The sequence below is a fragment of the Rossellomorea orangium genome (genome assembly GCF_019334305.1).
GTDB lineage: Bacteria > Bacillota > Bacilli > Bacillales > Bacillaceae_B > Rossellomorea.
This window is the reverse complement of sequence record NZ_JAHWGH010000001.1, coordinates 131,046-154,526: the sequence shown is the minus strand read 5'-3', so window position 1 is coordinate 154,526 and position 23,481 is coordinate 131,046. Positions and strand designations below refer to the sequence as shown.

The following is a 23,481-nucleotide window of genomic DNA, read 5'->3' as shown; positions in this document are numbered from 1 at the left end:
TCCGGGGTGGACTTGAAAGAGCGTTAGTAGTTTCTGGGGGTGAGTCGTTCTCATAAAAAGGTAGTTGTGAAGCTGTTTGCAAGGGAGTGGTTGGCGCGGGTGAATAATTGTGAACTCACTCACATGAGGTCCGTCCCTCAAAAGGGTCTCTAAACACGAACGTTACGTTTTGACTAGAGGTTTTTATTTCGCCTTTTAGTGAATCGTGTTAGAATGGGATTGAATGAATCAAAGAGGCTTTGAGAGCAGTTGGGCCTATGAATTAAAGGGGGATATGTATGAGTAAGATTGCCAAGCAAGATCCGGAAATTTATGCAGCGATTCAAGATGAATTAGAGCGTCAACGAACGAAGATCGAGTTAATTGCGTCTGAAAACTTTGTCAGTGAAGCGGTTATGGAAGCACAAGGTTCCGTGCTGACGAACAAGTATGCAGAGGGGTACCCAGGTCGCCGCTATTATGGTGGCTGTGAGCATGTGGACGTAGCCGAGAATCTGGCCCGCGACCGTGCGAAAGAACTGTTTGGAGCGGAACATGTCAACGTTCAGCCTCACTCAGGAGCACAGGCGAATATGGCAGTCTACTTCACGATCCTTGAACAAGGCGATACGGTCCTTGGAATGAACTTATCTCATGGGGGACATCTGACTCACGGAAGTGCGGTCAACTTCAGTGGAATTCAATATAACTTCGTAGAGTACGGTGTAGATGAAGAGAAGCACCTGATCAATTACGAAGATGTTAGACAAAAAGCGTTAGAGCACAAGCCAAAGCTGATCGTAGCGGGAGCAAGTGCCTATCCAAGAGCGATCGATTTTGCGAAATTCCGTGAAATCGCAGACGAAGTGGGAGCATACCTAATGGTGGACATGGCTCACATCGCTGGGCTTGTAGCGGCTGGACTTCACCAGAATCCGGTTCCGTATGCAGACTTCGTAACGACAACCACTCACAAAACATTGCGCGGACCTCGCGGCGGTATGATTCTTTGTAAAGAAGAGTTTGCGAAGAAGATAGACAAGTCTATTTTCCCTGGCATCCAAGGCGGACCGCTTATGCACGTCATCTCGGCTAAAGCTGTTGCTTTCGGTGAAGCTCTGCAGGACTCGTTTAAAGAGTATGCGCAGAACATCATCGACAATGCGAAGCGTTTAGGGGAAGGTCTTGTGAAGGAAGGAATCGATTTAGTATCAGGCGGTTCTGATAACCATCTCTTACTGATCGACACTCGTTCACTTGGCTTGACTGGTAAAGTGGCGGAGAAAGTCCTTGATGAAATCGGGATTACCGTTAATAAAAATACGATTCCATTCGATCCGGAAAGCCCATTTGTTACAAGTGGTGTCCGTATCGGGACAGCGGCTGTTACGTCAAGAGGCTTCGGACTTGAGGATATGGACGAAATTGCTTCGATCATGGCGTTGACTCTTAAAAACCACGAAGATGAAGCAAAATTGGAAGAAGCACGCAAGCGTGTGTTGGATTTAACAAGCAAATTTGAATTATATCCTGAAAGATAATAGATGATGACCTCTTCATTAGGGATGGATGTTCCTGGTGCAGAGGTTTTTTTGTAGTTAATTTACCGTAATGTGGTAAAAGACGCAATTAGATAGTAAAATGACGCAATAAATGAAAAAACGACGCAAATAAAAGAATAATGACGCAATTCCCACCTGAAATGACGCAAAAAACTTGAAAATGACGCAATCACTGCCACACCCTGTACTTGTATCTCCATAGACTGAGTCAAAAATGAACTAAGCCCCCATCATGGGGATTAATCCCACCTCCAATCTTCTCAATTCTAACGATTCCATTACACTTCCCATCTCATGTTGCTCTTAAATAGTCTTTTATGTACAATAGTCTGAGGTGTAAATGAAGTGGAAGAACCATTTTTACATAAAACTGAATTTAAAGGAGAGAGTCGAATGGGCAAAGTATATGTATTTGATCATCCGTTGATCCAACATAAGTTAACGTTTATCCGTGATAAAGAAACAGGAACAAAGGAATTTCGTGAACTGGTAGACGAAGTTGCAACACTGATGGCCTTTGAAATCACACGTGATCTGCCACTCGAGGATATTGATGTAGAGACGCCGGTGAGCAAGGCGAAAGCGAAGACCCTTGCAGGTAAAAAATTAGGGATTGTTCCTATCTTACGTGCCGGTCTTGGTATGGTCGATGGAATCCTTAAGTTGATCCCGGCTGCGAAAGTGGGACATGTCGGGTTATATCGTGACCCTGAGACTCTTAAACCGATTGAATATTACGTAAAGCTTCCAAGTGATGTGGAAGAGCGTGACTTCATCCTGGTGGATCCGATGCTTGCGACAGGCGGATCTGCCGTTGAAGCCATCAATTCATTGAAGAAACGCGGTGCTGTCAGCATCAAGTTCATGTGCTTAGTCGCATGCCCAGAAGGTGTAGATGCCATCAAGGAAACACACCCTGATGTTGATATCTTCATCGCCGCTCTTGATGAGAAGCTGAATGAAAAAGGCTACATCGTTCCTGGTTTAGGGGACGCAGGAGATCGTTTGTACGGAACGAAATAAGAAAGGCAGGGCGAAAAAATGACGAATCCAATCAAGGTAATGACGATTTTTGGAACAAGGCCGGAAGCCATCAAAATGGCTCCACTTGTACTGGAATTGAAAAAGTATCCAGATGACTTTGAAACGATTGTGACAGTAACTGCTCAACACCGTGAAATGTTGGACCAGGTTTTGAATATCTTTGATATCACGCCTGATTATGACTTGAACATCATGAAAGATCGTCAAACACTCATCGATGTAACGACACGCGGACTGGAAGGTCTCGATAAAATTATGAAAGAAGCAAAGCCGGATATTGTTCTTGTCCATGGTGATACAACGACAACATTCGTTGCAAGCCTTGCCGCTTTCTATAATCAGATCTCTGTCGGTCATGTCGAAGCCGGACTAAGAACTTGGAATAAATATTCACCGTTCCCAGAGGAGATGAATCGTCAGCTGACAGGCGTCATGGCAGATCTTCATTTTGCTCCTACTGAAAAATCATCCCAGAATCTTCTGAACGAAAATAAGAAAGAAGAGGGTATTTTCATCACTGGAAATACAGCGATCGATGCGTTGAAAACGACGGTAAAAGACGAGTATCATCATGACGTATTGGAAAAAGTTGGAGATGACCGTTTGGTATTGTTGACGGCACATCGTCGTGAAAACCTCGGTCAACCGATGCGTAACATGTTCCGCGCGATTAAACGATTAGTGGAAGAGCATGATGATATCCAGGTTGTCTATCCGGTGCACTTGAATCCTGCCGTTCGTGAAGTGGCGGATGAAGTACTTGGAGACGATAAGCGTATCCATCTGATTGAACCACTGGATGTAATCGACTTCCATAACTTCGCATCCCGAGCTCACTTGATTCTAACTGACTCAGGCGGTGTTCAGGAAGAAGCACCTTCATTGGGAGTTCCGGTTCTTGTCCTTCGAGATACAACGGAACGTCCTGAAGGAATTGAAGCCGGGACATTGAAGCTTGCAGGAAACGAAGAAGAAAACATCTACAAGCTTGCAAAAGAACTTCTGACAGATCCGGAAGCACATGCTAAAATGTCCAAAGCAACAAACCCATACGGAGATGGACAGGCTTCCTACCGGATCACCCAAGCGATCCGCTACCAGTTCGGTCACCTGGACGAACGTCCGAAATCCTTCGATCCAAACGAATAACCATTAATAAAGGTCCGTCCCTCAAACAACTTTTTGAGGGACGGACCTTTATTCTTTAAAACGAAAGTATTTTGAAGTCAGTTGGAAGTATTTACATTAAATTCAAGGGTTACTCAATAAGGGAATCTTCTATATAATGGAGGGGCATGTGAAGTAGGGTGTCTATGAGATTGATACTTTAGCGAGTATGTAGGGAAGCGGTACTATAGAAGTTTTATGTCTCTGGATTGAGGCGCAATTTTCATAGTCAAGCCAATTGATCTTATGCTTGTCGCTCCAGACCAACCCGCCTACGCCTTTCGTGGTGTCCAGCTGCGCCTCCTAGTCCCTCGAGGTCATAAGCTAAATATGCCAAAAAGGCAAAGAGCGCCTTTCCGGCATATTCATCTTATGCTTGTCGGGCCTGAGCAGTCGGCTACGCTTTTCTAGTAAATGTGTTGAAAATGTGAACAATATAGAAACACGTGGATAGGTTGTGAACTTTTTAACTTGAACGCATTGACATAGATTAAGCCCTATTGTATGCTTACAAAGGATGTAAAATGATAAGGTTTTCACAATGCGAAAACCCTTATGCAATCGGTTTTGCATCATGTCTGAAATGCTTGCCTCATGTTCAAATTTCGTTTGAATGGGAGAGGTTGAAATGGGTCAAAAAAACGAAAGCCCATATAAAGCGATGGCGATTTATTCGGCCATTTTGGCACAGCTTGTCGGGTCTATCCTGGTCGGGATTTTCCTTGGCAGATGGATCGATCAGCAGGTTGATTCAGCACCACTCTTTTTAATCATCGGATTACTCCTCGGTCTCGCCGCAGGAATTTATGCGATGCTTCGAACTGTACGACATTTCTTCTTAGGAGAATAATAAGATATGCCGGAACTCCATCAAATGTTTAATAGACAGCGGAAATACATACTTTATGTGCTATCTATTTACGTCCTGGGTTGGGGATTCACCACCCACAAATCAGTATTCTTAGGGTTAATTTTAGGGACATTATTAAGTCTTTATATGCACTGGGGCATGACCAAGCGGGTCTCGAAGTTCGGGGACGCAGTGGTAGCCGGGCAAAAAGTGAGATCGTTAGGAACCACTTCCCGTATGGCCGCAGCCGCCCTTGGAGTCATCATTGCCACACGATTTCCAGAAACATTTCATCTCCTAAGTCTTATTATTGGATTAATGACGACCTATATTGTCATTATGATAGATTATTTTTTCAGCAGTTTCAAAACTAATAAATAGCGGGGAAGAGAGGTGAAGTATTTTGAATCATGGAGCACCTACAACCGATTTTCTGGGTTTGACTTTTAACCTTGCGAACGTTTTGATGATCACGGTCGCAACGGCCATAGTGTTTATTATTGCCCTCTTATCTACACGTCGCTTAGCCCTGAAGCCTACCGGTATGCAGAACTTTTTCGAGTGGGTCATGGACTTTGTTAAAGGGATCATTAAGAGCAACATGGACTGGAAGACGGGTGGCCGTTTCCATATCTTAGGTCTCACGATTATCATGTATATTTTTGTTTCCAATATGCTGGGTCTGCCATTCTCTGTCGTATATGACGGTGAATTATGGTGGAAATCACCTACAGCCGATCCTGCCATCACGATGACCCTTGCGGTTATGGTCGTGGTACTGTCCCATTTCTATGGAATCAGATTAAAGGGATTTGGCGAATACGGGAAGGATTTCTTCAAGCCGATGTGGTGGTTATTCCCGCTAAAAATCATTGAAGAGTTTGCAAACACTCTTACATTGGGTCTTCGTCTTTACGGTAACATCTATGCCGGTGAAATCCTGCTTGCACTACTTGCGGGTCTTGCCGTTAACGGTGGTATCGGCGGAACGATCGGAGCTATCGCACCAATGCTTGCTTGGCAAGGATTCTCGGTGTTTGTCGGATCGATCCAGGCTTTCATTTTCTGTATGTTAACAATGGTCTATATGGCTCACAAAGTAAGCCACGACCATTAATATATACCTGTTCATTACGGTGGACAAACATATATGTAAAAAATATTTTTCTTATACATTAAAGGAGGAACTTTAGAATGAGTCTTATCGCAGCAGCAATTGCAGTTGGTTTAGCAGCACTAGGAGCAGGTATTGGTAACGGTCTTATCGTAGGTCGTACAGTAGAAGGAATTGCACGTCAACCGGAATTACGTGGTACTTTACAAACAACAATGTTCATCGGTATCGCACTAGTTGAGGCACTTCCAATCATCGGTGTAGTTATCGCTTTCATCGCACTAGGAAGCTAATAGAAACTGACACATGTTAAATGGCGAAGTTCGTCTTGACGATTATCTTCGCCATTCCTATGTACTAGAGAATAGATTCTTTGCAAGAATGGTTCATTTATAAAAAATACGATCCAATCGATTCTTGAAGGGAGTGAATCGAGTATGTTAACTAACGCATTCGTTATCGGTGAGGCAGCTCATGCTGGCCTGAACACTGGGGATATCGTTTTCCAACTGATCATGTTCCTTATCCTAATGGCGCTTCTTAAGAAATTTGCCTGGGGTCCATTAATGGGGATCATGCAACAGCGTGAAGACCACATCGCCGGTGAAATCACGGCAGCTGAAAAGAGCCGCACTGAGGCTAACAATATTTTAGAAGAGCAAAAGAAACTTCTGAAAGAAGCTCGCCTTGAAGCACAATCTATGATTGAAAACTCTAAGAAACAAGGTTCTGAACAACGTGAAGAGATCATCGCAACTGCTCGTCAAGAGGCAGAGAGATTGAAAGAATCTGCAAAGCGCGAGATCGAAACACAAAAAGAACAAGCTGTGGCTGCACTCCAGAAACAGGTTGCATCTTTATCAGTACTTATTGCTTCTAAGGTCATTGAGAAAGAACTTTCAGCTGATGATCAACAGAAGTTAATTAACGATTATATTCAAGAGGTAGGGGAAGAGCGATGAGCTACTCTACAGTTGCAAAGCGCTATGCGTTAGCTCTTTTCGAGATTGCCCAAGAACATAATCAGCTTGAAGGAATCGAAGAAGAGCTTCGTACAGTGAGAGCGGTTTTCCTTGAGAATGCCGAATTAACGGTTCTCTTTGAAAATCCTAAGCTTACGTTAGATAAGAAGAAGTCATTGATTCAGGAAGCATTTTCTACAGCTTCCCCGTATGTCTTGAATACATTGATGCTGATGACGGACCGTCACCGTACGGGCGAAATCACAGGAATGGTTGAGGCATTCATTGAATTGACAAACGAAGCACGCGGAATTGCAGATGCGACAGTGTACTCTGTACGTCCGTTAACGGAAGATGAGCAAACAGCATTGTCGTCTTCTTTTGCAAAAAAAGTCGGAAAACAATCATTAAGAATTACCAATGTGACAGACGAAAATTTACTGGGTGGCATCAAGGTCCAGATCGGGACACGCATCTATGATGGAAGCCTGCAAGGTAAATTGACTCGTCTTGAGCGTGAACTAATTCGTTAACTTTCGTATAAATGAGGGGTGAAATTCATGAGCATCAAGGCGGAAGAAATCAGCGCGCTGATAAAAAAGCAAATTGAAAACTATCAGTCTGAGATGAAAGTAAGCGATGTAGGTACAGTTATCCAAATCGGTGACGGTATCGCTCGTGCTCATGGCCTCGACAATGTCATGGCTGGAGAGCTTGTTGAATTTTCTAACGGTGTCATGGGTATGGCACAGAACTTAGAAGAAAACAACGTTGGTATCATCATTCTCGGACCATATACTGACATTCGTGAAGGCGATGAGGTTCGTCGTACTGGACGTATCATGGAAGTACCAGTAGGACAAGAACTAGTTGGTCGTGTAGTAAACTCACTTGGACAACCAGTTGATGGATTAGGTCCAATTGCAACAACGAAAACACGTCCGATTGAAAGTGGAGCACCTGGTGTTATGGATCGTAAATCCGTACACGAGCCACTTCAAACGGGTATCAAAGCGATCGATGCGTTAGTTCCAATCGGTCGTGGACAACGTGAATTGATCATCGGTGACCGTCAAACAGGTAAAACATCTGTTGCCATCGATGCGATCCTTAACCAAAAAGACCAGGACATGGTATGTATCTACGTTGCCATTGGTCAAAAAGAGTCAACAGTACGTAACGCGGTTGAAACCCTACGTAAGCACGGTGCCCTAGATTACACAATCGTTGTAACGGCATCAGCTGCATCACCGGCTCCAATGCTATTCTTAGCACCTTACGCTGGTATCACAATGGGTGAAGAGTTCATGCATAACGGCAAGCACGTTCTTGTTGTCTATGATGATCTTTCTAAGCAGGCTTCTGCTTACCGTGAGCTTTCCCTATTACTACGTCGTCCTCCAGGCCGTGAAGCATTCCCTGGTGACGTATTCTACTTGCACTCTCGTTTACTGGAGCGTGCGGCGAAATTGAGTGATGCTAAAGGTGGCGGTTCCATCACAGCATTACCATTCGTTGAAACACAAGCAGGAGATATCTCCGCTTATATCCCAACAAACGTTATCTCCATCACGGACGGACAGATTTTCTTACAATCTGACCTATTCTTCTCCGGTGTACGTCCGGCGATCAATGCGGGTCTTTCCGTATCACGTGTTGGTGGATCTGCACAAATCAAAGCGATGAAGAAAGTATCCGGTACGCTACGTCTTGACTTAGCGGCTTACCGTGAGCTTGAAGCATTCGCTCAGTTCGGATCAGATCTTGATAAAGCGACTCAAGCGAAACTGAATCGTGGAGCGCGTACAGTAGAAGTACTGAAGCAGGATCTTAACAAACCACTTAAAGTTGAAAAACAAGTAATGATCTTTTACGCACTGACAAAAGGTCTTCTAGATGATATTCCAGTAGTAGATATCCGTCGTTTCGAGTCTGAACTTCTAAGCTGGTTAGATCACAACCATACGGAACTGTTAGACCATATTCGCACGACTAAAGGTCTTCCTGAAGACGATGCAATGAAAGCTGCGATCAACGAATTCAAGAAGACGTTCATCAAGTCTGAATAAGGGATTATAGGGGGAAGGGCTTCTTAAAGCCCCTCCCTATATCTGACAATATGTAAAGGGTGGTGAGAACCAGTGGCATCGTTACGCGATATACAAACTCGTATTACTTCTACCAAAAAGACAAGTCAAATCACCAAAGCAATGGAAATGGTATCGGCTTCTAAATTGAATCGTGCTGAGACGAATGCTAAGTCATTCGTTCCTTACATGAACAAGATCCAGGAAGTGGTGACATCCGTTGCAGCGGGCAGTCAAGGTGTGAGGAATCCGATGCTAGTCTCCCGCCCCGTTAAAAGAACCGGGTACCTGGTCATTACATCAGACCGCGGTTTGGCGGGGGCATATAACAGTAGCGTGATCCGCGCTGTTAGCAATCGAATTAAAGAGCGTCACAGCTCGAATGATGAATTCGCCATTATTGCTCTGGGCCGTGTCGGTGCTGATTTCTTCCGTAAAAAAGGCTACAATGTCATGGAATCCGTCGTTGGTCTTCCGGATCAACCGAATTTCGCTGATATTAAAGACATCGCAAACAAAGCGGTTAGTATGTTCTCGGCCGAGGCATACGATGAACTGTACATGTTCTACAACCACTATGTGAGTGCCATCCAACAGGATGTTACGGAGAAAAAAGTATTACCGTTAACGGATCTGACTCCTTCTGGAAAGCTTGCTTCATATGAATTCGAGCCTTCTGCAGAGGAGATCCTTGAAGTGTTGCTTCCTCAATACGCTGAAAGCTTGATTTACGGTGCGTTACTTGACGGTAAAGCAAGTGAGCACGCCGCTCGTATGACAGCGATGAGAAATGCAACTGATAATGCGAAAGAAATCATCAGTGACCTTACACTGAAATTTAACCGTGCGCGTCAGGCAGCGATCACTCAGGAAATCACTGAGATCGTCGGCGGGGCAGCTGCACTCGAATAGAACATTAACGGTATTTAGACCGTTTAGACTTCATAAAGTTTTTGTCAAAAGCTAGTTAGGAGGGAAAGAGATGAACAAAGGACACGTTCTTCAAGTAATGGGTCCAGTTGTTGATGTCAAGTTCGCCAGCGGCCAACTTCCTGATATCTACAACTCTTTAAAGGTCCAAATTGCAGATAGAGCTGAACTTACATTAGAGGTTGCCCTTCACCTAGGTGATGATTCTGTACGTACGATCGCAATGGCTTCTACAGATGGTTTACAACGTGGAGCCGATGTACTTGATACAGGCGCGCCAATCTCTGTACCAGTAGGGGATGTTACATTAGGTCGTGTATTCAACGTTCTAGGTGAATCAATCGATTTAGATGAGCCTGTTGATGCAGGAGCTCGTCGCGATCCAATTCACAGACAAGCACCTACATTCGATCAGCTTTCTACAGAAGTTGAGATTCTTGAAACAGGTATCAAAGTAGTAGACTTACTTGCTCCATACATCAAGGGTGGTAAGATCGGTCTATTCGGTGGTGCCGGTGTTGGTAAAACCGTATTAATCCAGGAGCTTATCAACAACATCGCTCAAGAGCACGGTGGTATCTCTGTATTCGCCGGTGTTGGAGAGCGTACTCGTGAAGGAAATGACCTTTTCCACGAGATGAGCGATTCTGGCGTTATCAAGAAAACAGCGATGGTATTCGGACAAATGAACGAGCCGCCAGGAGCACGTATGCGTGTTGCCCTGACAGGTCTTACAATGGCTGAATACTTCCGTGATGAGCAAGGTCAAGACGTACTTCTGTTCATCGATAACATCTTCCGTTTCACGCAAGCAGGTTCTGAGGTATCTGCCCTACTAGGCCGTATGCCATCTGCCGTTGGTTACCAGCCGACACTTGCGACTGAAATGGGTCAACTGCAAGAGCGTATCACGTCAACAAACGTAGGTTCTGTAACATCGATCCAAGCGATCTATGTACCTGCCGATGACTACACGGATCCGGCTCCTGCAACAACTTTCGCTCACCTTGACGCAACAACGAACCTTGAGCGTAAGCTTTCTGAAATGGGTATCTATCCTGCGGTAGATCCATTGGCATCGACTTCCCGTGCTCTTTCTCCAGAGATCGTTGGAGAAGAACACTACAATGTTGCACGTAACGTTCAACAAACGTTACAGCGCTATAAAGAACTTCAAGATATCATCGCGATCCTTGGTATGGATGAGCTTTCTGACGATGATAAGCTGACAGTACACCGCGCACGTCGTGTACAATTCTTCTTATCTCAAAACTTCCATGTTGCAGAACAGTTCACAGGCCAACCGGGTTCATACGTACAAGTAAAAGACACGGTAAAAGGTTTCGTAGATATTCTTGCAGGTAAATACGACCACATTCCTGAAGATGCATTCCGTCTGGTAGGTCCGATCGAGGACGTATTGGCTGCAGCGAAAGAAATGGGCGTAGAGGTATAATTAGGGACCAGGAGGGAAGAAAATGAAGACATTAAAAGTCAATATTGTCACTCCCGATGGCCCAGTGTACGATTCAGAAGTGGAAATGGTGAGCACGAAAGCTCAAAGCGGTGAGCTTGGAATCTTACCTGGACACATTCCGATGGTTGCTCCACTACAAATCGGTGCGGTTCGCCTGAAAAAAGGTGGCAACACTGAGCTTGTAGCTGTCAGTGGCGGATTCTTAGAAGTACGTCCTGAACAAGTGACAATTCTAGCACAGTCTGCTGAAACAGCAGAAGCTATCGATGTACAACGCGCGAAAGAAGCAAAAGGCCGTGCAGAAGACCGCATGCAGGCACAACAGGATGACGTAGACTTCCGTCGTGCCGAGCTCGCTCTGAAGCGTGCCATGAACAGAATTAACGTTTCCGAACGTAACTTCTAATAAAGAAGAAACCACCTTTCTCATCGAAAGGTGGTTTTTTTCATGGCAAATGAACGGTCTGGATATGCTGCATATTTAAGTAGAGAGATTCTCCCCTAGCCGTGATTATTTCCATGATATTGCCGTCCACTTTCTCAATCTTACCGATCAACTCTTCGTTAACGCCGAGATTCAATACAACAAGGTGGCCCGTCAATTTTTCAATCTGGACCTCAAAGCTTCTCGCAAGGGTGACGGCGGTCGATGGATTGACGGGGAGGTTTTCTTTTGCGAGGCGGAAAGGTGACAGATTCGTAGAGTAAGGAATCAGCCATTTCAAATGCTGCAGGGAGATGTACATCGTTTTGTAAACAGGGGAATAGAAGGAGAAGTAGTTATTCATGATGCCCGTAATATAGCCGTGAATCGGCTGATTGCCCATTGTGTAGATTTCAAGGAAGACTCCTTTGGCCGTTGTGAGGATCTTTCGCAGTGACAACTGGTCCTCCTGCTCAAGCTGGGGACTATCCTTCGGTTCATCGATCCCGATGGCTTCTTTTGATACGACCGATAGGTTTTTAATATGAGATGTAGAAATATAAATATAATCGTATCCGTTATAGACAATCAGAACTTCATTGCCGACTTCGATTAAATACCCATTGATGGTCTTTTTACCAGTCATTTCAATGATGACCGCTTCTCCGGTGAATTTCGAATAAACATTTTTCATGTGCATGTTACTCCTTTCTGAACAAGGTAGCTATTCATTTCATTGATTCTTTGCCAAGATACTTTGTCCACATTTTTGGACCTAATCGGCTTGATAAGATGAAGTTTTTGACAAGATGATAAGAACAATCCCAGCACCCTCTTGGAAAACCCCATAGTGGATACTGAGATTATTCTTTTATTAAACATGCTGCTCATTGTGTATTCCCAATCCCGGGTTTCATCATGTTAAATAGAGCATGTTTACTTGGAAGAATTGGCCCCTTCAATCTCATCGAGGTAAAAGGCAGGCTTCCGTTTCTTCGCATTTTTTCTTGAAGATTTTTTTGAGGATTGCTTCTGAGACGTTGCTTGATCGGATTCGTTGTTGGACGCATTTTCGGACGAATCAGACGAGCCGCTGTCTGTATCGGTGGAAGTCGTCTTCTTAGACGCATCATATACGTTCAGTACGGAAGAATGCTTCAGGTAAACTCTGTCCTTCCCCTGGGTCAAGACGAGATGATCATCTTCCACTGCCGAAAGAATGCCGGAATAGGAAGCACTGCCTGTACCGTTGATTGTCACCCAGTTCAGCAAGGTCTGAGACAATACATCTGAAATCTTTTCCCCTTTTAGATGTTCACCGGAGACCGGCAATGCTTTTACGTACTTAGAGCTTTTCGTTACGGACTGTATTTGTGAAATCGGATAATATAATGTTTCGTTTTCACTTGAATAGACGGTCATAATTTCAGCACTGACCTCTGCCAGCTGACCTGACAGCTTCGTGCCGTCATTCAACATGATGTTGATTTGATGACCTGTTAATGCTTTTAATGAATCATTGAAATTACTCATCTATACTCCTCCTTGCCAATTTAGAATTACTTTTCTTCTTCTGTTTTCTCTTCTTTTTCCGGTTTCACGCCGTAGCTGATGCTCTTGACATGGTACGTAGCCAGGCGTACAACTTCTTCGTTCAATACAAGCGTGACGTAATCCTCATTTGAATGATCAAGGATCCCCTCAATCTTTTCAGGGCCGCCGCGGTTGATCTTGACCCATTGATATTTCAAGCTTGTGAGTAAAGCTCCCAATGTGTCCTCTTTCATAAACTCCAATCCTTCTTCTGACAGCTCTTCCTTAACCGGCAACCCAGACTTGATGTTTTGAGAAATACTCTTCACATGTGCCGAATGGTAGTAAACCACCCCATCTTTTTCAGACAGCAGGGCAAAGTGATCATCCCCCCCGTACAAAACCTTTCCAGTACTCGACTCAGGACCTCCACGGTTCACTTTAACAACCTTTCCGACCAATGAACCCAATAATTCTTTATTCATACTCGTTCCCTCCAGTTATCTAAACGTTTTCACTTTATGTATATGTGACAGGCCGTGACGACGTACTATTACAGAAGCCCTTTTTATAGGACTAGTCGTCGGGCTGCGAGGGTCTTTGCTACACGGATCGTCACTTAATCACGATAAAAAGGCTCAGAAACTGGGAGGACAACCCATACGCCCCACCACCCAGAAACGTAAACTAAAGAAAGAACAAAAGGAGATGAAATGATGAGCACGAAAAAAGGACAAGGAAAAGGTCAGAAGCAATGCAGACAATACGGGGAATACCAATGGATGATGGGAGAAATGGGCCCGCAAGACGCAAAAGGTGGCAAGGACAAACAAAAGGATCAGGGTAAAGGCAAAGGCAAAGGCAAACAAAGAAAATGTGGATGCCAAGGCTACTACTACGAATGCATGCAGAAAGGCCAAAGAAGCAAAAACAAAGATAAAAACAAAAGCAAAGGCAAATAACCACCATCCACTTCAAACACCACCCCAAAAAAGCCACCCCTTACAGTTCTCTGTAAGGGGTGGCTTTTTTTGAGGGACGGACCTCATCATAATAGGAATGAATCCTATAGAAACACAGTATCCATCACAATGACCGTCCAGAGATGGATCAAAATAACGTCATTTTGAGGGACGGACTTCGACAAACGACTATCTCAGACAAGAAATGCCACGCCAAATTTCCAAGGGCTTTCATACCAATTCAAAAACCCATAAAATCCCACGAAATTCCATATCAAACTCAACTTAAATTTTTTTAATATGGATGTGTTGTTACAGAATTATGTGGTAAAATGGTCTATGTGCGCCAAAATAATTTAGAGGGAGTGAGAAGAGTGGTGGAAAGCTTTGGACAACAGGCCCTTATCAGCATGCTTGTGCATCTATTTGTATTCGGGATCACCTTTTGGGCTCTGCAAGCCATTCAGCTAGACAAGCTCCTGAAGAAGAATCGAGTCGCTCAAGGGAGACTATTGTATATCCTACTAACGGTCGCGATCGGGTCAGCCGTCAGCCGTTTTTTACTGGATTATTATCTGTGGTCTCAAAGTTTGCCTGTTTTCTTTGAATAAATAGAGTTTCTGACAAAAAATAGGTCTTCCTGCATGTTTTCAAGGGAGGCTGATTTGAGTAAGATTAATTTTGTGTTCGTCCCTTTGTGAAAAAGTTTCAAAGTGAAACCCTTTTCATAAGACGACCAGAAAGCCTCAATAATTGTAAAAAGATGACGACCATTTTCAAGTATGTTCTTCTCCTATTCGGACAGACTTAAGGTAAGGGGAGGAATGAAAAATGGGTCGGTATCTTTACATTATTTTAATCTTTTTCGTTGGATTAGGTTTTCTTACTGTCTATAATGGGAACAACACTATCGAAGCCAAACATTTATTAGACATTGAAAAGCTTGATCAAGCCATTGTTCATTCTCAAGGTCAGATAACTGAATGGTCTCTATATGCAAGGGAAAACAAAAAAAGCTTCACGAATAAAGGGTTTGCCAAATATAGTACTACTATGCAAGAAACATTTTCTGATTTTGACTGGGTGACGAAAGAGTCAGCTGAAGAAGTAGTGGTTGTGGGACATCGTCAGACGTCTCACGGGGAAGAAACCATTAAATTCCAGAGGACCCTCACAAACGAGCACTCCGTTTCGTATATTATGTATGAAATGCGCGGAAATCAGAAAGCGTTGGGAGCAGATACGAAGCAGTATATCAAGTCTGAATTCATCCCAAATATGGAAATCATTTTTACTACTAAACCGTTGATTTTCTCTTGTATAAAAGGCGAATTCAATGATAAGCTTGAGAAAGTTTTGTCGAATCAGGCTGTCGAATTAATGTCGAAATTAGACGCAAAAGAACTGGAATCACTTAAAGAAGAAGACTTTTATTCCATTTCAGCTTACTCGGAACAAATGTCACGGACTATACCAACTAAAAATGATGATATGAATATACAACTAGGTCTACGGAAAAGCGGAATGGGCGCTAAGACAACCTTTGTGATTGGCACACCCATCCTAATTATTGAATATTAATATAGAGAAATTGGACGCGGAGGGGAATACTCTTGGAAAAAATTATCGTCCGCGGCGGTCAGCGTTTAAGCGGTACAGTGCAAGTTGAAGGAGCAAAGAATGCCGTTTTACCAGTCATCGCTGCTACATTATTAGCAAGTGAAGGAAAAAGTAAAATTACCAATGTACCACCACTCTCCGATGTATATACGATCAATGAAGTATTACGTCATTTAAATACAGATGTAGAGTTCAATAATGGTGAAGTCATCGTGAATGCATCAAGAGAGTTGTTTATTGAAGCACCGTTCGAATATGTGCGTAAAATGCGTGCATCCGTTCTTGTAATGGGTTCACTCTTAGGTCGTACAGGTAAAGCGCGTGTCGCTCTTCCTGGTGGCTGTGCAATTGGATCAAGACCGATCGACCAACACTTGAAAGGCTTCGAAGCAATGGGAGCCAAAGTGAAGGTAGGAAATGGTTTCATCGAAGCTGAAGTAGATGGAAGACTGAAAGGTGCCAAAGTGTATCTGGACTTCCCAAGCGTAGGGGCTACAGAAAACATCATGATGGCAGCGGTTCTTGCAGAAGGAACAACCATCCTTGAAAACGTAGCAAAAGAGCCTGAAATCGTCGACTTAGCGAACTTCCTGAACAAAATGGGAGGAAATGTTGTAGGTGCAGGAACAGGCACGATCCGTATCGAAGGTGTAGACCGTCTATACGGCGTTGAGCACAGCATCATCCCTGACCGTATCGAAGCGGGAACATTCATGGTTGCAGCTGCGATTACGCAAGGTGATGTCCTTGTAAAGGGAGCGATCCCTGAACACTTATCTTCATTAGTAGCGAAGATGGAAGAGATGGGCGTTACGATCATCGACGAAGAAGAAGGACTTCGTGTCATTGGACCGGAGAAGCTGAAATCCGTCGATATCAAAACGATGCCTCATCCAGGTTTCCCTACAGATATGCAATCCCAAATGATGGCCTTGCTTCTTGCAGCTGACGGTACCAGCGTCATCACGGAAACGGTTTTCGAAAATCGTTTCATGCATGCAGAAGAATTCCGTCGTATGGGAGCAGACATCAAGATCGAAGGACGCTCTGTGATCATGAACGGACCAACACCTCTTCAAGGGGCGGAAGTGGCTGCAACGGATCTACGTGCAGCAGCAGCACTTTCCATCGCTGGTCTAGTAGCAGACGGTTACACTCGAGTGACAGAACTAAAGCATTTAGATCGTGGATATGTGAACTTCCATCAGAAGCTTGCAGGCCTTGGTGCCGATATCGAGCGTGTGAAGGAAGTTGAGGAAACACCTGTTTCTGAGCAAGATATGATTAAGGATGCGTAAATAGGTAGATGAAAGGTGAGCTCTTTTAGGGGAGCTTGCCTTTTTTTGTTTAGCGGTGCGGTGGTTTGGTTGATTGCATTTGGTAAAAAAAGTAATTCGGCTGGATTATTGTTCATTTCGGCTGAATTTTGATGTGGATCGGCCGGATTATTAAGGAAATTAACTGGATTATGTCTGGATTCGGCTCTATTTTTGAAGAAACCGGCTGGATTGCCGTGGAGAGTACCGGTCTGCGGCCTTAGAGACAGAAGATATATTCAAAACCGACCAACTTATTTTCAAAAATCCGATTTTATTTTCAATTCCACCATTATATTTTCAAAACCGAAATCACCCCAAAAAAGAAATTTCGACAATTGCCCCGATAAACCTGCACCAAACCAATCCCAACTTCCAACCTATCCAAAAACTCTCCGAACTCCCAATCATAATTGCTTGTCCACTACCATACATATGAAAGAGAGTGGAGAAGTGTGCTAGGACATTCTCCTATTTAATCTTTCATTGGAGGCCGCGAACATGAAGCAGTTGAAACCCGTAGTGATCATCTTCTCAATCTTTATCAGTATCATCTTTATTGTACCCACTCTGCTGGTACTCCCCTTTTCATCTGATAAGGAAACGGCCAATTTGGACGAAAAGCTGAAAAACCCGCCCGTTGAAGAATTGGCAGACTCGGTCGAGGTGGCGGTCTACCGTTCCAGTCAGGATCTCATCGAAAAGCTGCCCCTTGAACAGTATGTTGTAGGTGTGGTGGCCGGTGAAATGCCGGCGGATTTTGAAGAGGAAGCTTTAAAGGCACAGGCTTTGGCCGCGAGGACGTATATCGTGAACCAGCTTCTCGCAGAAGATCCATCCGTGCCAAAGGGAGCCGATGTGACGGATACCGTCTCCCATCAGGTGTATAAAAATCAAAAAGAATTGGCCACCCTGTGGGGCTCTGATTACGATTGGAAGATCAAGAAGATCTCAGCAGCGGTTCTTGAGACGAAGGGCAAAGTGCTGACATACGACAATAAGCCGATAACGGCCGCCTTCTTTTCGACAAGCAACGGCTATACCGAAAACTCAGAAGCCTATTGGGCAGATGATATTCCGTATTTGCGCAGTGTGGAGAGTCCTTGGGATAAAGCTTCACCGAAATTCGAGGATCAAAAAATCATTCCGATCAAGCAATTCGAACAAAAACTTGGCGTCACCTTGCCCAAGGATGGATCTGTTGGCACGATTACGTCAAGAACCGAAGGCAAGAGAGTGGCGAGCGTCGAAATAAACGGCAAGAAATTCACCGGCCGTGATATAAGAGAAAAGTTGGAACTCCGATCATCCGACTTCACCTGGTATAAAAAAGACGACCACATCGTCATCGCCACAAAAGGGTTCGGCCACGGGGTCGGCATGAGTCAATACGGAGCAAATGGAATGGCGAAGGAAGGCAAGGATTATCAAGACATCGTGACCCATTACTATAAAGATGTCAAAATCACAGAATCCACTAAACTCCTTCAGAAGGTAACGGCACAAAGATAAGAAAAAGGATTGAGTCAGGTCTAGTGACCGAGACTCAATCCTTTTTTAAATAGTCTTCCAATCTCTTCATCGTCTTCGTCAGGGCGTGATCAGGATTTCTGAAGTAGGTACGGTTCACGATCCAGAACAGGACCGTCACCCCGATCAGATCCTTGGCCGCATCGATCATCGTGGACGAACGATACGGAACGAAGGACTGATGGATTTCATCCACAAACCCATAGAAGATGGCAATCAGTGCCACCGAGAAATTCAATGTGAACCGAAGCTTTCCGTGTGCCAGCAGGGCGATCACGAATAGTCCATACAAAATGCCGAACTCGACTAAGTGAAGGGACTCCTTCACAAACCGGTCCACGCCTTCATCCGGGATACGCAGCACAGCATCATCGGGATTGCCCGACATGATCCAGATCAGAATCATATATAGAAAAGGTGCAGTTGAGAGCACAACTTTCAGTAACGTTTTCATATACTAGTCGTCCTTTCTGTTTCTATCATTGTACCATGCAGGGGCATCACTTGAATGTCAAAACCCCATATTTCCGAGGTTTGTCACATGTTTTCGATCTTTTTTATCAAAACATACATAATCCTTCCCACTTTGTCGAAACATAAGAAATTAAAATTTTTTTGCCGATGTGTATATATTTTCAGAATTCTGTTCAGAATGATTGCAGAGGTGATGAAAATGAGAGAGGAAGAAAAGAAACACCCTTCTCAAAACTTTTTGAAAAGACGTTGGGCATACCCAGCAATCTATTTAGCAAGTGCAGCAATCATTATCACGGGGATTCTGTGGTACCAGGCAGGAAATGATGTTAACGAGAAAGCCAAGGATTACAGCTATGATGGAGTTCCTACTGATAATGAGTTCAACCAGCCTGCAGAAGAAGTCAATCGTTCATTGGAAAACTTTGTAATGCCTGTTTCAAGTCCTGAAGATACAGTGATCGAAAAACAATTCTACGACACTGAAGCATCAGCTGAAGAACAGGAAGCTGCCCTAGTCGTGTATGGAAACATGTACTACCCGAACCAAGGAGTCGACATCTCTAAAGATGGAAAAGAATTCGATGTGCTGGCTGCTATGAGCGGAACAGTCACAAAGGTTCAAGAAGATTCCCTACTTGGTAACACAATTGAGATCGAGCACAGCAAAGGCATCGTGACTCGTTATCAATCAGTGAAAGACTTTGAAGTCGCGGTTGGAGATGTAGTTGATCAAGGACAAGCCATTGCCAAAGCAGGAAAGAGCTTATTCAATGAAGAAGCGGGCGTTCACGTACACTTTGAAATCCGCAAAGCGGATGTAGCCGTGAATCCACTGGAATACTTCAATAAGTCTCTTGCCACTCTTCAAGAAGCACAACTTGAAGACAAGAAAGTTTCAGGTGAACAGCCGGATGCTGAAGCTGCTGAAGAAAATGCTGTAGAAGACCAAGCTAGCGAAAACAAAGCTACTGAGGACAAAGCTACAGAAGAAAAAGGCGAAGCTGAAGAAAACGAGTCAAAGCAGGACCAGGCTAAACCGAAACAAGAAAGCCAAGACAACGCTAAAGACGAAGAATAAACCAATAAATGAAGACTGGCCGTTATACAGGTCAGTCTTTTTTTTATGCCAAAAAATTTCCTTGGAAATTCGACAAGGTGGAAAGTTTACTAAGAAAACGTTTTCAATGCGGTTGCATTTACATCTGGCGTCTCAGTCACCAATATCCTTATTTTAGTAAAATGAAAAATAAAAATGTGTCGTGGACATGTCGTTATTTCTTTATTGACCAGGCATTTCCCAGTGAAGATAATAATTCCATAAATAAAATTCAGAAAATTAAGAATTAACAGGAGGTGAAACGTTGATTTACTTCATGGCATTTTTACTTATCACAGGTGGATGCATCATCCTCGCCCTCAGGAAAAAACGGGCATTTTTTCTGACCATTCCATTTCTGTCTTTATTCATCTATTTTATTGTTCAGATCGCCATCGTCCCGGTACCGTTTTTTGAAACCGTGAAATTCATTTTCAGTTTAAAATAATGAGTTTGAAGAGGGGTTACATACATGAAGAAGATTGATAGAGCGAAAGCCGATCAGTATTTTAAAGAAAAAAATCGATATATGGCGCTGTACTTAGTCATCTGGCTTCTTTCCTCCTTTGGTGTGGTGCTGTTCGCCGAAAGTTTGTCCTCGTTCACCATCAACGGATTTCCGTTTCACTATTTCATGGGGGCACAAGGGTCAATCGTCATTTTCATCATTCTCCTTTACGTCAATGCCAAGGTGAGTGACGGAATCGATAAAAAATATGGACTCGATGAAAGGAAGAACGAACAGATCAGCTACGGGAAAACGCTGGACCATTAAATCAAAAAGAAAAGAAACAGGGGGAAAGAATGAATGGATACTCAGTTTATCGTATCGACGTCTATTATTCTGTTGACGTTTGCGTTATATATCGGCATCGCGGTTTATAACAAGGCGAAGGCGACATCGGATTTCTATGTAGCTGGTCGCGGGGTTCCACCGGTCTTTAATGGGATGGCGATCGGGGCCGACTGGATGAGTGCGGCTTCATTCATTGGACTGGCAGGTACCGTCATGATCCTTGGTTATGATGGACTTGCCTATATCATGGGGTGGACAGGAGGATATTTATTATTGACCTTCCTCTTGGCACCGCAGCTCAGGAAGTACGGGAGGTACACGGTACCGGAGTTCATCGGGGACCGGTATAACAGTCATACCGCCCGGGTCATTGCCGCCATTTGTACGATCATCATCAGTTTCACGTATTCGATCGGTCAGCTGTCGGGCTCGGGTGTGGTCATCGGCCGTCTCTTCGAAATTGATGCCAAGGTCGGTACGATGATCGGGGTCGTCCTCATCGCCTTCTACGCGGCGTTCGGCGGGATGAAGGGGATCACGTGGACACAAGTGGCTCAGTATATCGTGTTGATCATTGCGTACTTGATCCCCGTCATTTTCATGTCCCTCCAAATCACGGGGAATCCTGCACCGTGGATTTCCTATGGGGAACTGGTCGGGAAAATAGGGGAGCTTGACCGTGAGCTTGGTGTGTCGGAATACTTCGCTCCTTTTACGAACGGAACGAAGTGGCAGTTCCTGGCCCTTATGTTTACCTTGATGGCCGGTACAGCGGGACTTCCCCACGTCATCGTCCGGTTCTATACGGTATCAACGATGAAGGCGGCCCGCTGGTCAGGGGCATGGGCTCTTCTCTTCATCGGACTTCTCTATCTTTCGGCGCCTGCTTATGCGGCATTCTCCCGTTTTATTCTCATGACCAAAGTAGCGGGAAGTAAAATCAGTGACCTGCCAGCCTGGACCACTTCATGGGTGGACACGGGGAAACTACAGGTAGCCGATGCGAATGGAGATGGAATTCTTCAATGGAAGGAGATCATCATCTCGAATGATATCGTCGTCATGGCGACACCTGAGATTGCGAACCTCGGCGTGTTCGTCATCGGGCTTGTCGCGGCCGGTGCCATGGCAGCGGCATTATCGACGGCCGGTGGATTGATGATCGCGATTTCGTCTTCATTTGCACATGATATTTACTACCGCGTATTCAAACCGAATGCGACAGAGCGAAATCGTCTTGCGGTTGCACGGTGGTCGATCGTGGTGGCAACCGTCCTGGCAGGAGTGGTTGCGCTGAATCCTCCGGGGGTCATCACCCAGATAGTCGCATGGGCATTCGCCCTGGCGTCAGGAACGTTCTTCCCGGCCCTGTTACTCGGCGTCTGGTGGAAGCGTTCCAACGCCCAGGGAGTGATCGCAGGGATGCTTGTTGGGCTCGCCGTGACCCTCACGTATATCTTCCTGGCACGTTCAGGTGTGACCCTGTTTGGAATCATTGATACAGGAGCGGGAGTGTTCGGGGCCACGTCGGCAGCGATTGCCAATATCGTCGTGTCCCTTATGACGAAAGCTCCTTCTCAGAAGATCCAGGAGGAAGTCATGGACCTACGTTATCCGGAACAAATGACGTTTAAGGATGGGGAAGTTTGGGTGGATGATGAGGTGGAGTTTAAAGGGTGATGGTTATAGTTGTGCTGAGGGTGAAACTAAACAATTCTGTTTTGAGGTGGCAGTTATAGTAGCATCATATTTGGTATATAAAAAGCAGAACTCGTCGAAGTCGACTCGGCGAGTTTCTTTATTAGGTGAATACTTGTTATGGGGTTCATCGTAATTACAGAGCCAGCATAAGTAAAATAAGCGGAGATTCTCCGGTTATATTCAAAATAAAACTTGTTTAGGGGGAAATAAGCGGAGTTTTTCCGCTTATCCATAGAGAATGAACTCCGATTTGGTATTTTTTAGTCAATAGGCGGAATTTCTCCGTCTATTTCAGTTTTTTGTAATATTAACTATAAATTAACCGGAATTCTTCCGCCTATTTATCAGCTCTGGAGCTTAACCTGGACTCCAACCAACCGATCAGTGCCGCCCCCTTGGATTTAGATAAAATATCAATAGCATCCATATAAAATGGTTATCGAAACGGCATTGCATATGAGAGATAATGTACAATTATTATTGAACTATGAAAAGTTTTGCAAAAACCTTGATACTTCAATGCATAGGGGAAAAATGGAACCCTTTAGGTTAAAACCAGGTAAGGCTTTTATATAAAGAAAATCATTAATTATCAGACAATTTACCGAAATCATCGACTCATTTCTCAGGAAATAGTGGAGAGAAAGAGAATATAAACACATGATGTCGAATAATTTATGACTGTATGAAATTTCCCTTGGAAGGTCCGTCCCTCCATTATTTTTCAGAAAATTCAAGCGAAACCTTGTCCTTATTGTGTTTTTTGTGCATATATGTGGGCACAAGCTAATAAAATGAAACAAACCTATCAAAATAGAGAGTGTTTGAGGTGAGGAATCGTCGTTATACCATTG

26 protein-coding genes are annotated in these 23,481 nt (G+C 44.2%); 22 read left to right on the top strand and 4 right to left on the bottom strand.

Annotated features, from left to right (window positions below):
* The first annotated feature begins 278 nt into the window (after positions 1-278).
* From KYJ26_RS00755 to KYJ26_RS00695, 13 genes are all read left to right on the top strand, one after another.
* Positions 279-1,520, top strand: a complete 1,242-nt coding sequence (locus KYJ26_RS00755) for a serine hydroxymethyltransferase (RefSeq protein WP_079533936.1) — start codon at positions 279-281, stop codon at positions 1,518-1,520.
* A 414-nt stretch (positions 1,521-1,934) separates the two neighbouring features.
* Positions 1,935-2,564, top strand: coding sequence for a uracil phosphoribosyltransferase (gene upp / locus KYJ26_RS00750; protein WP_219165470.1), 630 nt, complete (start codon positions 1,935-1,937; stop codon positions 2,562-2,564).
* A gap of 18 nt (positions 2,565-2,582) precedes the next feature.
* Positions 2,583-3,734, top strand: a complete 1,152-nt coding sequence (gene wecB, locus KYJ26_RS00745; RefSeq protein WP_219165469.1) for a non-hydrolyzing UDP-N-acetylglucosamine 2-epimerase — start codon at positions 2,583-2,585, stop codon at positions 3,732-3,734.
* A gap of 646 nt (positions 3,735-4,380) precedes the next feature.
* Positions 4,381-4,602, top strand: coding sequence for an AtpZ/AtpI family protein (locus KYJ26_RS00740; protein ID WP_098438721.1), 222 nt, complete (start codon positions 4,381-4,383; stop codon positions 4,600-4,602).
* 6 nt (positions 4,603-4,608) lie between these two features.
* On the top strand, positions 4,609-4,983 hold the full coding sequence (locus KYJ26_RS00735; RefSeq protein ID WP_219165468.1) for an ATP synthase subunit I: 375 nt from the start codon (positions 4,609-4,611) through the stop codon (positions 4,981-4,983).
* 22 nt (positions 4,984-5,005) lie between these two features.
* Positions 5,006-5,719 (top strand): F0F1 ATP synthase subunit A, encoded by a 714-nt coding sequence (gene atpB, locus KYJ26_RS00730; RefSeq protein WP_219165467.1) that lies wholly within the window; start codon positions 5,006-5,008, stop codon positions 5,717-5,719.
* A gap of 77 nt (positions 5,720-5,796) precedes the next feature.
* Positions 5,797-6,009: a F0F1 ATP synthase subunit C gene (atpE, locus tag KYJ26_RS00725; RefSeq protein ID WP_032086923.1), complete on the top strand. Its 213-nt coding sequence runs from the start codon at positions 5,797-5,799 to the stop codon at positions 6,007-6,009.
* A gap of 144 nt (positions 6,010-6,153) precedes the next feature.
* Entirely contained in the window at positions 6,154-6,678 is a 525-nt protein-coding gene (gene atpF, locus KYJ26_RS00720; RefSeq protein ID WP_219165466.1) for a F0F1 ATP synthase subunit B, read from the top strand.
* Complete coding sequence (locus KYJ26_RS00715; protein ID WP_219165465.1) at positions 6,675-7,211, top strand: F0F1 ATP synthase subunit delta; 537 nt, start codon at positions 6,675-6,677, stop codon at positions 7,209-7,211. Before atpF ends, KYJ26_RS00715 begins: the two co-directional genes overlap by 4 nt.
* Positions 7,212-7,238: 27 nt before the next feature.
* On the top strand, positions 7,239-8,747 hold the full coding sequence (gene atpA, locus KYJ26_RS00710) for a F0F1 ATP synthase subunit alpha (protein WP_098351508.1): 1,509 nt from the start codon (positions 7,239-7,241) through the stop codon (positions 8,745-8,747).
* Positions 8,748-8,819: 72 nt separating this feature from the next.
* A complete protein-coding gene (locus KYJ26_RS00705; protein ID WP_219165464.1) occupies positions 8,820-9,677 on the top strand; it encodes a F0F1 ATP synthase subunit gamma in 858 nt (285 codons plus the stop codon).
* Positions 9,678-9,747: 70 nt separating this feature from the next.
* Positions 9,748-11,151 carry a F0F1 ATP synthase subunit beta gene (atpD, locus tag KYJ26_RS00700; RefSeq protein ID WP_098351510.1) on the top strand — a complete coding sequence of 468 codons (1,404 nt, stop codon included), beginning with the start codon at positions 9,748-9,750 and terminating at the stop codon, positions 11,149-11,151.
* Positions 11,152-11,173: 22 nt separating this feature from the next.
* Positions 11,174-11,578 carry a F0F1 ATP synthase subunit epsilon gene (locus KYJ26_RS00695; protein WP_034765168.1) on the top strand — a complete coding sequence of 135 codons (405 nt, stop codon included), beginning with the start codon at positions 11,174-11,176 and terminating at the stop codon, positions 11,576-11,578.
* A 40-nt stretch (positions 11,579-11,618) separates the two neighbouring features.
* Here KYJ26_RS00695 and KYJ26_RS00690 read toward each other — a convergent pair whose 3' ends face one another.
* The 3 genes from KYJ26_RS00690 to KYJ26_RS00680 all read right to left on the bottom strand — a co-directional run bounded on the left by KYJ26_RS00690 (position 11,619) and on the right by KYJ26_RS00680 (position 13,614).
* The gene (locus KYJ26_RS00690) at positions 11,619-12,290 is read right to left on the bottom strand and encodes a DUF2642 domain-containing protein (RefSeq protein ID WP_219165463.1); all 672 of its coding nucleotides are present in this window, start codon (positions 12,288-12,290) and stop codon (positions 11,619-11,621) included.
* Positions 12,291-12,532: 242 nt separating this feature from the next.
* Positions 12,533-13,129 carry a hypothetical protein gene (locus tag KYJ26_RS00685; RefSeq protein ID WP_219165462.1) on the bottom strand — a complete coding sequence of 199 codons (597 nt, stop codon included), beginning with the start codon at positions 13,127-13,129 and terminating at the stop codon, positions 12,533-12,535.
* A gap of 26 nt (positions 13,130-13,155) precedes the next feature.
* Positions 13,156-13,614, bottom strand: a complete 459-nt coding sequence (locus KYJ26_RS00680) for a hypothetical protein (protein ID WP_219165461.1) — start codon at positions 13,612-13,614, stop codon at positions 13,156-13,158.
* 231 nt (positions 13,615-13,845) lie between these two features.
* Between KYJ26_RS00680 and KYJ26_RS00675 the strand changes: the two genes are divergently transcribed.
* The 5 genes from KYJ26_RS00675 (at position 13,846) to spoIID (ending at position 18,539) form a co-directional block, all read left to right on the top strand.
* Positions 13,846-14,091, top strand: a complete 246-nt coding sequence (locus KYJ26_RS00675; RefSeq protein ID WP_219165460.1) for a hypothetical protein — start codon at positions 13,846-13,848, stop codon at positions 14,089-14,091.
* A gap of 374 nt (positions 14,092-14,465) precedes the next feature.
* The gene (locus KYJ26_RS00670) at positions 14,466-14,702 is read left to right on the top strand and encodes a DUF1146 family protein (RefSeq protein ID WP_219165459.1); all 237 of its coding nucleotides are present in this window, start codon (positions 14,466-14,468) and stop codon (positions 14,700-14,702) included.
* A gap of 220 nt (positions 14,703-14,922) precedes the next feature.
* Positions 14,923-15,672: a YwmB family TATA-box binding protein gene (locus tag KYJ26_RS00665; RefSeq protein ID WP_219165458.1), complete on the top strand. Its 750-nt coding sequence runs from the start codon at positions 14,923-14,925 to the stop codon at positions 15,670-15,672.
* A 32-nt stretch (positions 15,673-15,704) separates the two neighbouring features.
* On the top strand, positions 15,705-17,009 hold the full coding sequence (murA, locus tag KYJ26_RS00660; protein WP_219165457.1) for a UDP-N-acetylglucosamine 1-carboxyvinyltransferase: 1,305 nt from the start codon (positions 15,705-15,707) through the stop codon (positions 17,007-17,009).
* A gap of 519 nt (positions 17,010-17,528) precedes the next feature.
* On the top strand, positions 17,529-18,539 hold the full coding sequence (gene spoIID, locus KYJ26_RS00655; protein ID WP_219165456.1) for a stage II sporulation protein D: 1,011 nt from the start codon (positions 17,529-17,531) through the stop codon (positions 18,537-18,539).
* Between the two features lie 34 nt (positions 18,540-18,573).
* On the opposite strand, the gene KYJ26_RS00650 is transcribed toward spoIID, so the two are convergent.
* Positions 18,574-19,011, bottom strand: coding sequence for a VanZ family protein (locus tag KYJ26_RS00650; RefSeq protein ID WP_219165455.1), 438 nt, complete (start codon positions 19,009-19,011; stop codon positions 18,574-18,576).
* Between the two features lie 219 nt (positions 19,012-19,230).
* Here KYJ26_RS00650 and KYJ26_RS00645 point away from each other — a divergent pair, with 219 nt between their 5' ends.
* The 4 genes from KYJ26_RS00645 (at position 19,231) to KYJ26_RS00630 (ending at position 22,606) form a co-directional block, all read left to right on the top strand.
* On the top strand, positions 19,231-20,112 hold the full coding sequence (locus KYJ26_RS00645) for a peptidoglycan DD-metalloendopeptidase family protein (RefSeq protein WP_219165454.1): 882 nt from the start codon (positions 19,231-19,233) through the stop codon (positions 20,110-20,112).
* A gap of 283 nt (positions 20,113-20,395) precedes the next feature.
* Positions 20,396-20,578: a hypothetical protein gene (locus KYJ26_RS00640; protein WP_219165505.1), complete on the top strand. Its 183-nt coding sequence runs from the start codon at positions 20,396-20,398 to the stop codon at positions 20,576-20,578.
* 24 nt (positions 20,579-20,602) lie between these two features.
* The gene (locus KYJ26_RS00635; protein ID WP_219165453.1) at positions 20,603-20,905 is read left to right on the top strand and encodes a DUF4212 domain-containing protein; all 303 of its coding nucleotides are present in this window, start codon (positions 20,603-20,605) and stop codon (positions 20,903-20,905) included.
* 33 nt (positions 20,906-20,938) lie between these two features.
* Complete coding sequence (locus KYJ26_RS00630) at positions 20,939-22,606, top strand: sodium:solute symporter family protein (RefSeq protein ID WP_219165452.1); 1,668 nt, start codon at positions 20,939-20,941, stop codon at positions 22,604-22,606.
* Positions 22,607-23,481: the final 875 nt, after the last annotated feature.

Coding starts and splice junctions, on each gene's coding strand:
- KYJ26_RS00635 (WP_219165453.1), top strand. CDS start 20,603: ATGAAGAAGATTGATAGAGCGAAAGCCGATCAGTATTTTAAAGAAAAA.
- KYJ26_RS00690 (WP_219165463.1), bottom strand. CDS start 12,290: ATGAAAAATGTTTATTCGAAATTCACCGGAGAAGCGGTCATCATTGAA.
- atpF (WP_219165466.1), top strand. CDS start 6,154: ATGTTAACTAACGCATTCGTTATCGGTGAGGCAGCTCATGCTGGCCTG.
- KYJ26_RS00715 (WP_219165465.1), top strand. CDS start 6,675: ATGAGCTACTCTACAGTTGCAAAGCGCTATGCGTTAGCTCTTTTCGAG.
- KYJ26_RS00735 (WP_219165468.1), top strand. CDS start 4,609: ATGCCGGAACTCCATCAAATGTTTAATAGACAGCGGAAATACATACTT.
- atpD (WP_098351510.1), top strand. CDS start 9,748: ATGAACAAAGGACACGTTCTTCAAGTAATGGGTCCAGTTGTTGATGTC.
- KYJ26_RS00665 (WP_219165458.1), top strand. CDS start 14,923: ATGGGTCGGTATCTTTACATTATTTTAATCTTTTTCGTTGGATTAGGT.
- KYJ26_RS00630 (WP_219165452.1), top strand. CDS start 20,939: ATGGATACTCAGTTTATCGTATCGACGTCTATTATTCTGTTGACGTTT.
- KYJ26_RS00685 (WP_219165462.1), bottom strand. CDS start 13,129: ATGAGTAATTTCAATGATTCATTAAAAGCATTAACAGGTCATCAAATC.
- KYJ26_RS00675 (WP_219165460.1), top strand. CDS start 13,846: ATGAGCACGAAAAAAGGACAAGGAAAAGGTCAGAAGCAATGCAGACAA.
- KYJ26_RS00650 (WP_219165455.1), bottom strand. CDS start 19,011: ATGAAAACGTTACTGAAAGTTGTGCTCTCAACTGCACCTTTTCTATAT.
- atpE (WP_032086923.1), top strand. CDS start 5,797: ATGAGTCTTATCGCAGCAGCAATTGCAGTTGGTTTAGCAGCACTAGGA.
- KYJ26_RS00755 (WP_079533936.1), top strand. CDS start 279: ATGAGTAAGATTGCCAAGCAAGATCCGGAAATTTATGCAGCGATTCAA.
- KYJ26_RS00680 (WP_219165461.1), bottom strand. CDS start 13,614: ATGAATAAAGAATTATTGGGTTCATTGGTCGGAAAGGTTGTTAAAGTG.
- upp (WP_219165470.1), top strand. CDS start 1,935: ATGGGCAAAGTATATGTATTTGATCATCCGTTGATCCAACATAAGTTA.
- KYJ26_RS00740 (WP_098438721.1), top strand. CDS start 4,381: ATGGGTCAAAAAAACGAAAGCCCATATAAAGCGATGGCGATTTATTCG.
- spoIID (WP_219165456.1), top strand. CDS start 17,529: ATGAAGCAGTTGAAACCCGTAGTGATCATCTTCTCAATCTTTATCAGT.
- wecB (WP_219165469.1), top strand. CDS start 2,583: ATGACGAATCCAATCAAGGTAATGACGATTTTTGGAACAAGGCCGGAA.
- KYJ26_RS00695 (WP_034765168.1), top strand. CDS start 11,174: ATGAAGACATTAAAAGTCAATATTGTCACTCCCGATGGCCCAGTGTAC.
- atpA (WP_098351508.1), top strand. CDS start 7,239: ATGAGCATCAAGGCGGAAGAAATCAGCGCGCTGATAAAAAAGCAAATT.
- KYJ26_RS00645 (WP_219165454.1), top strand. CDS start 19,231: ATGAGAGAGGAAGAAAAGAAACACCCTTCTCAAAACTTTTTGAAAAGA.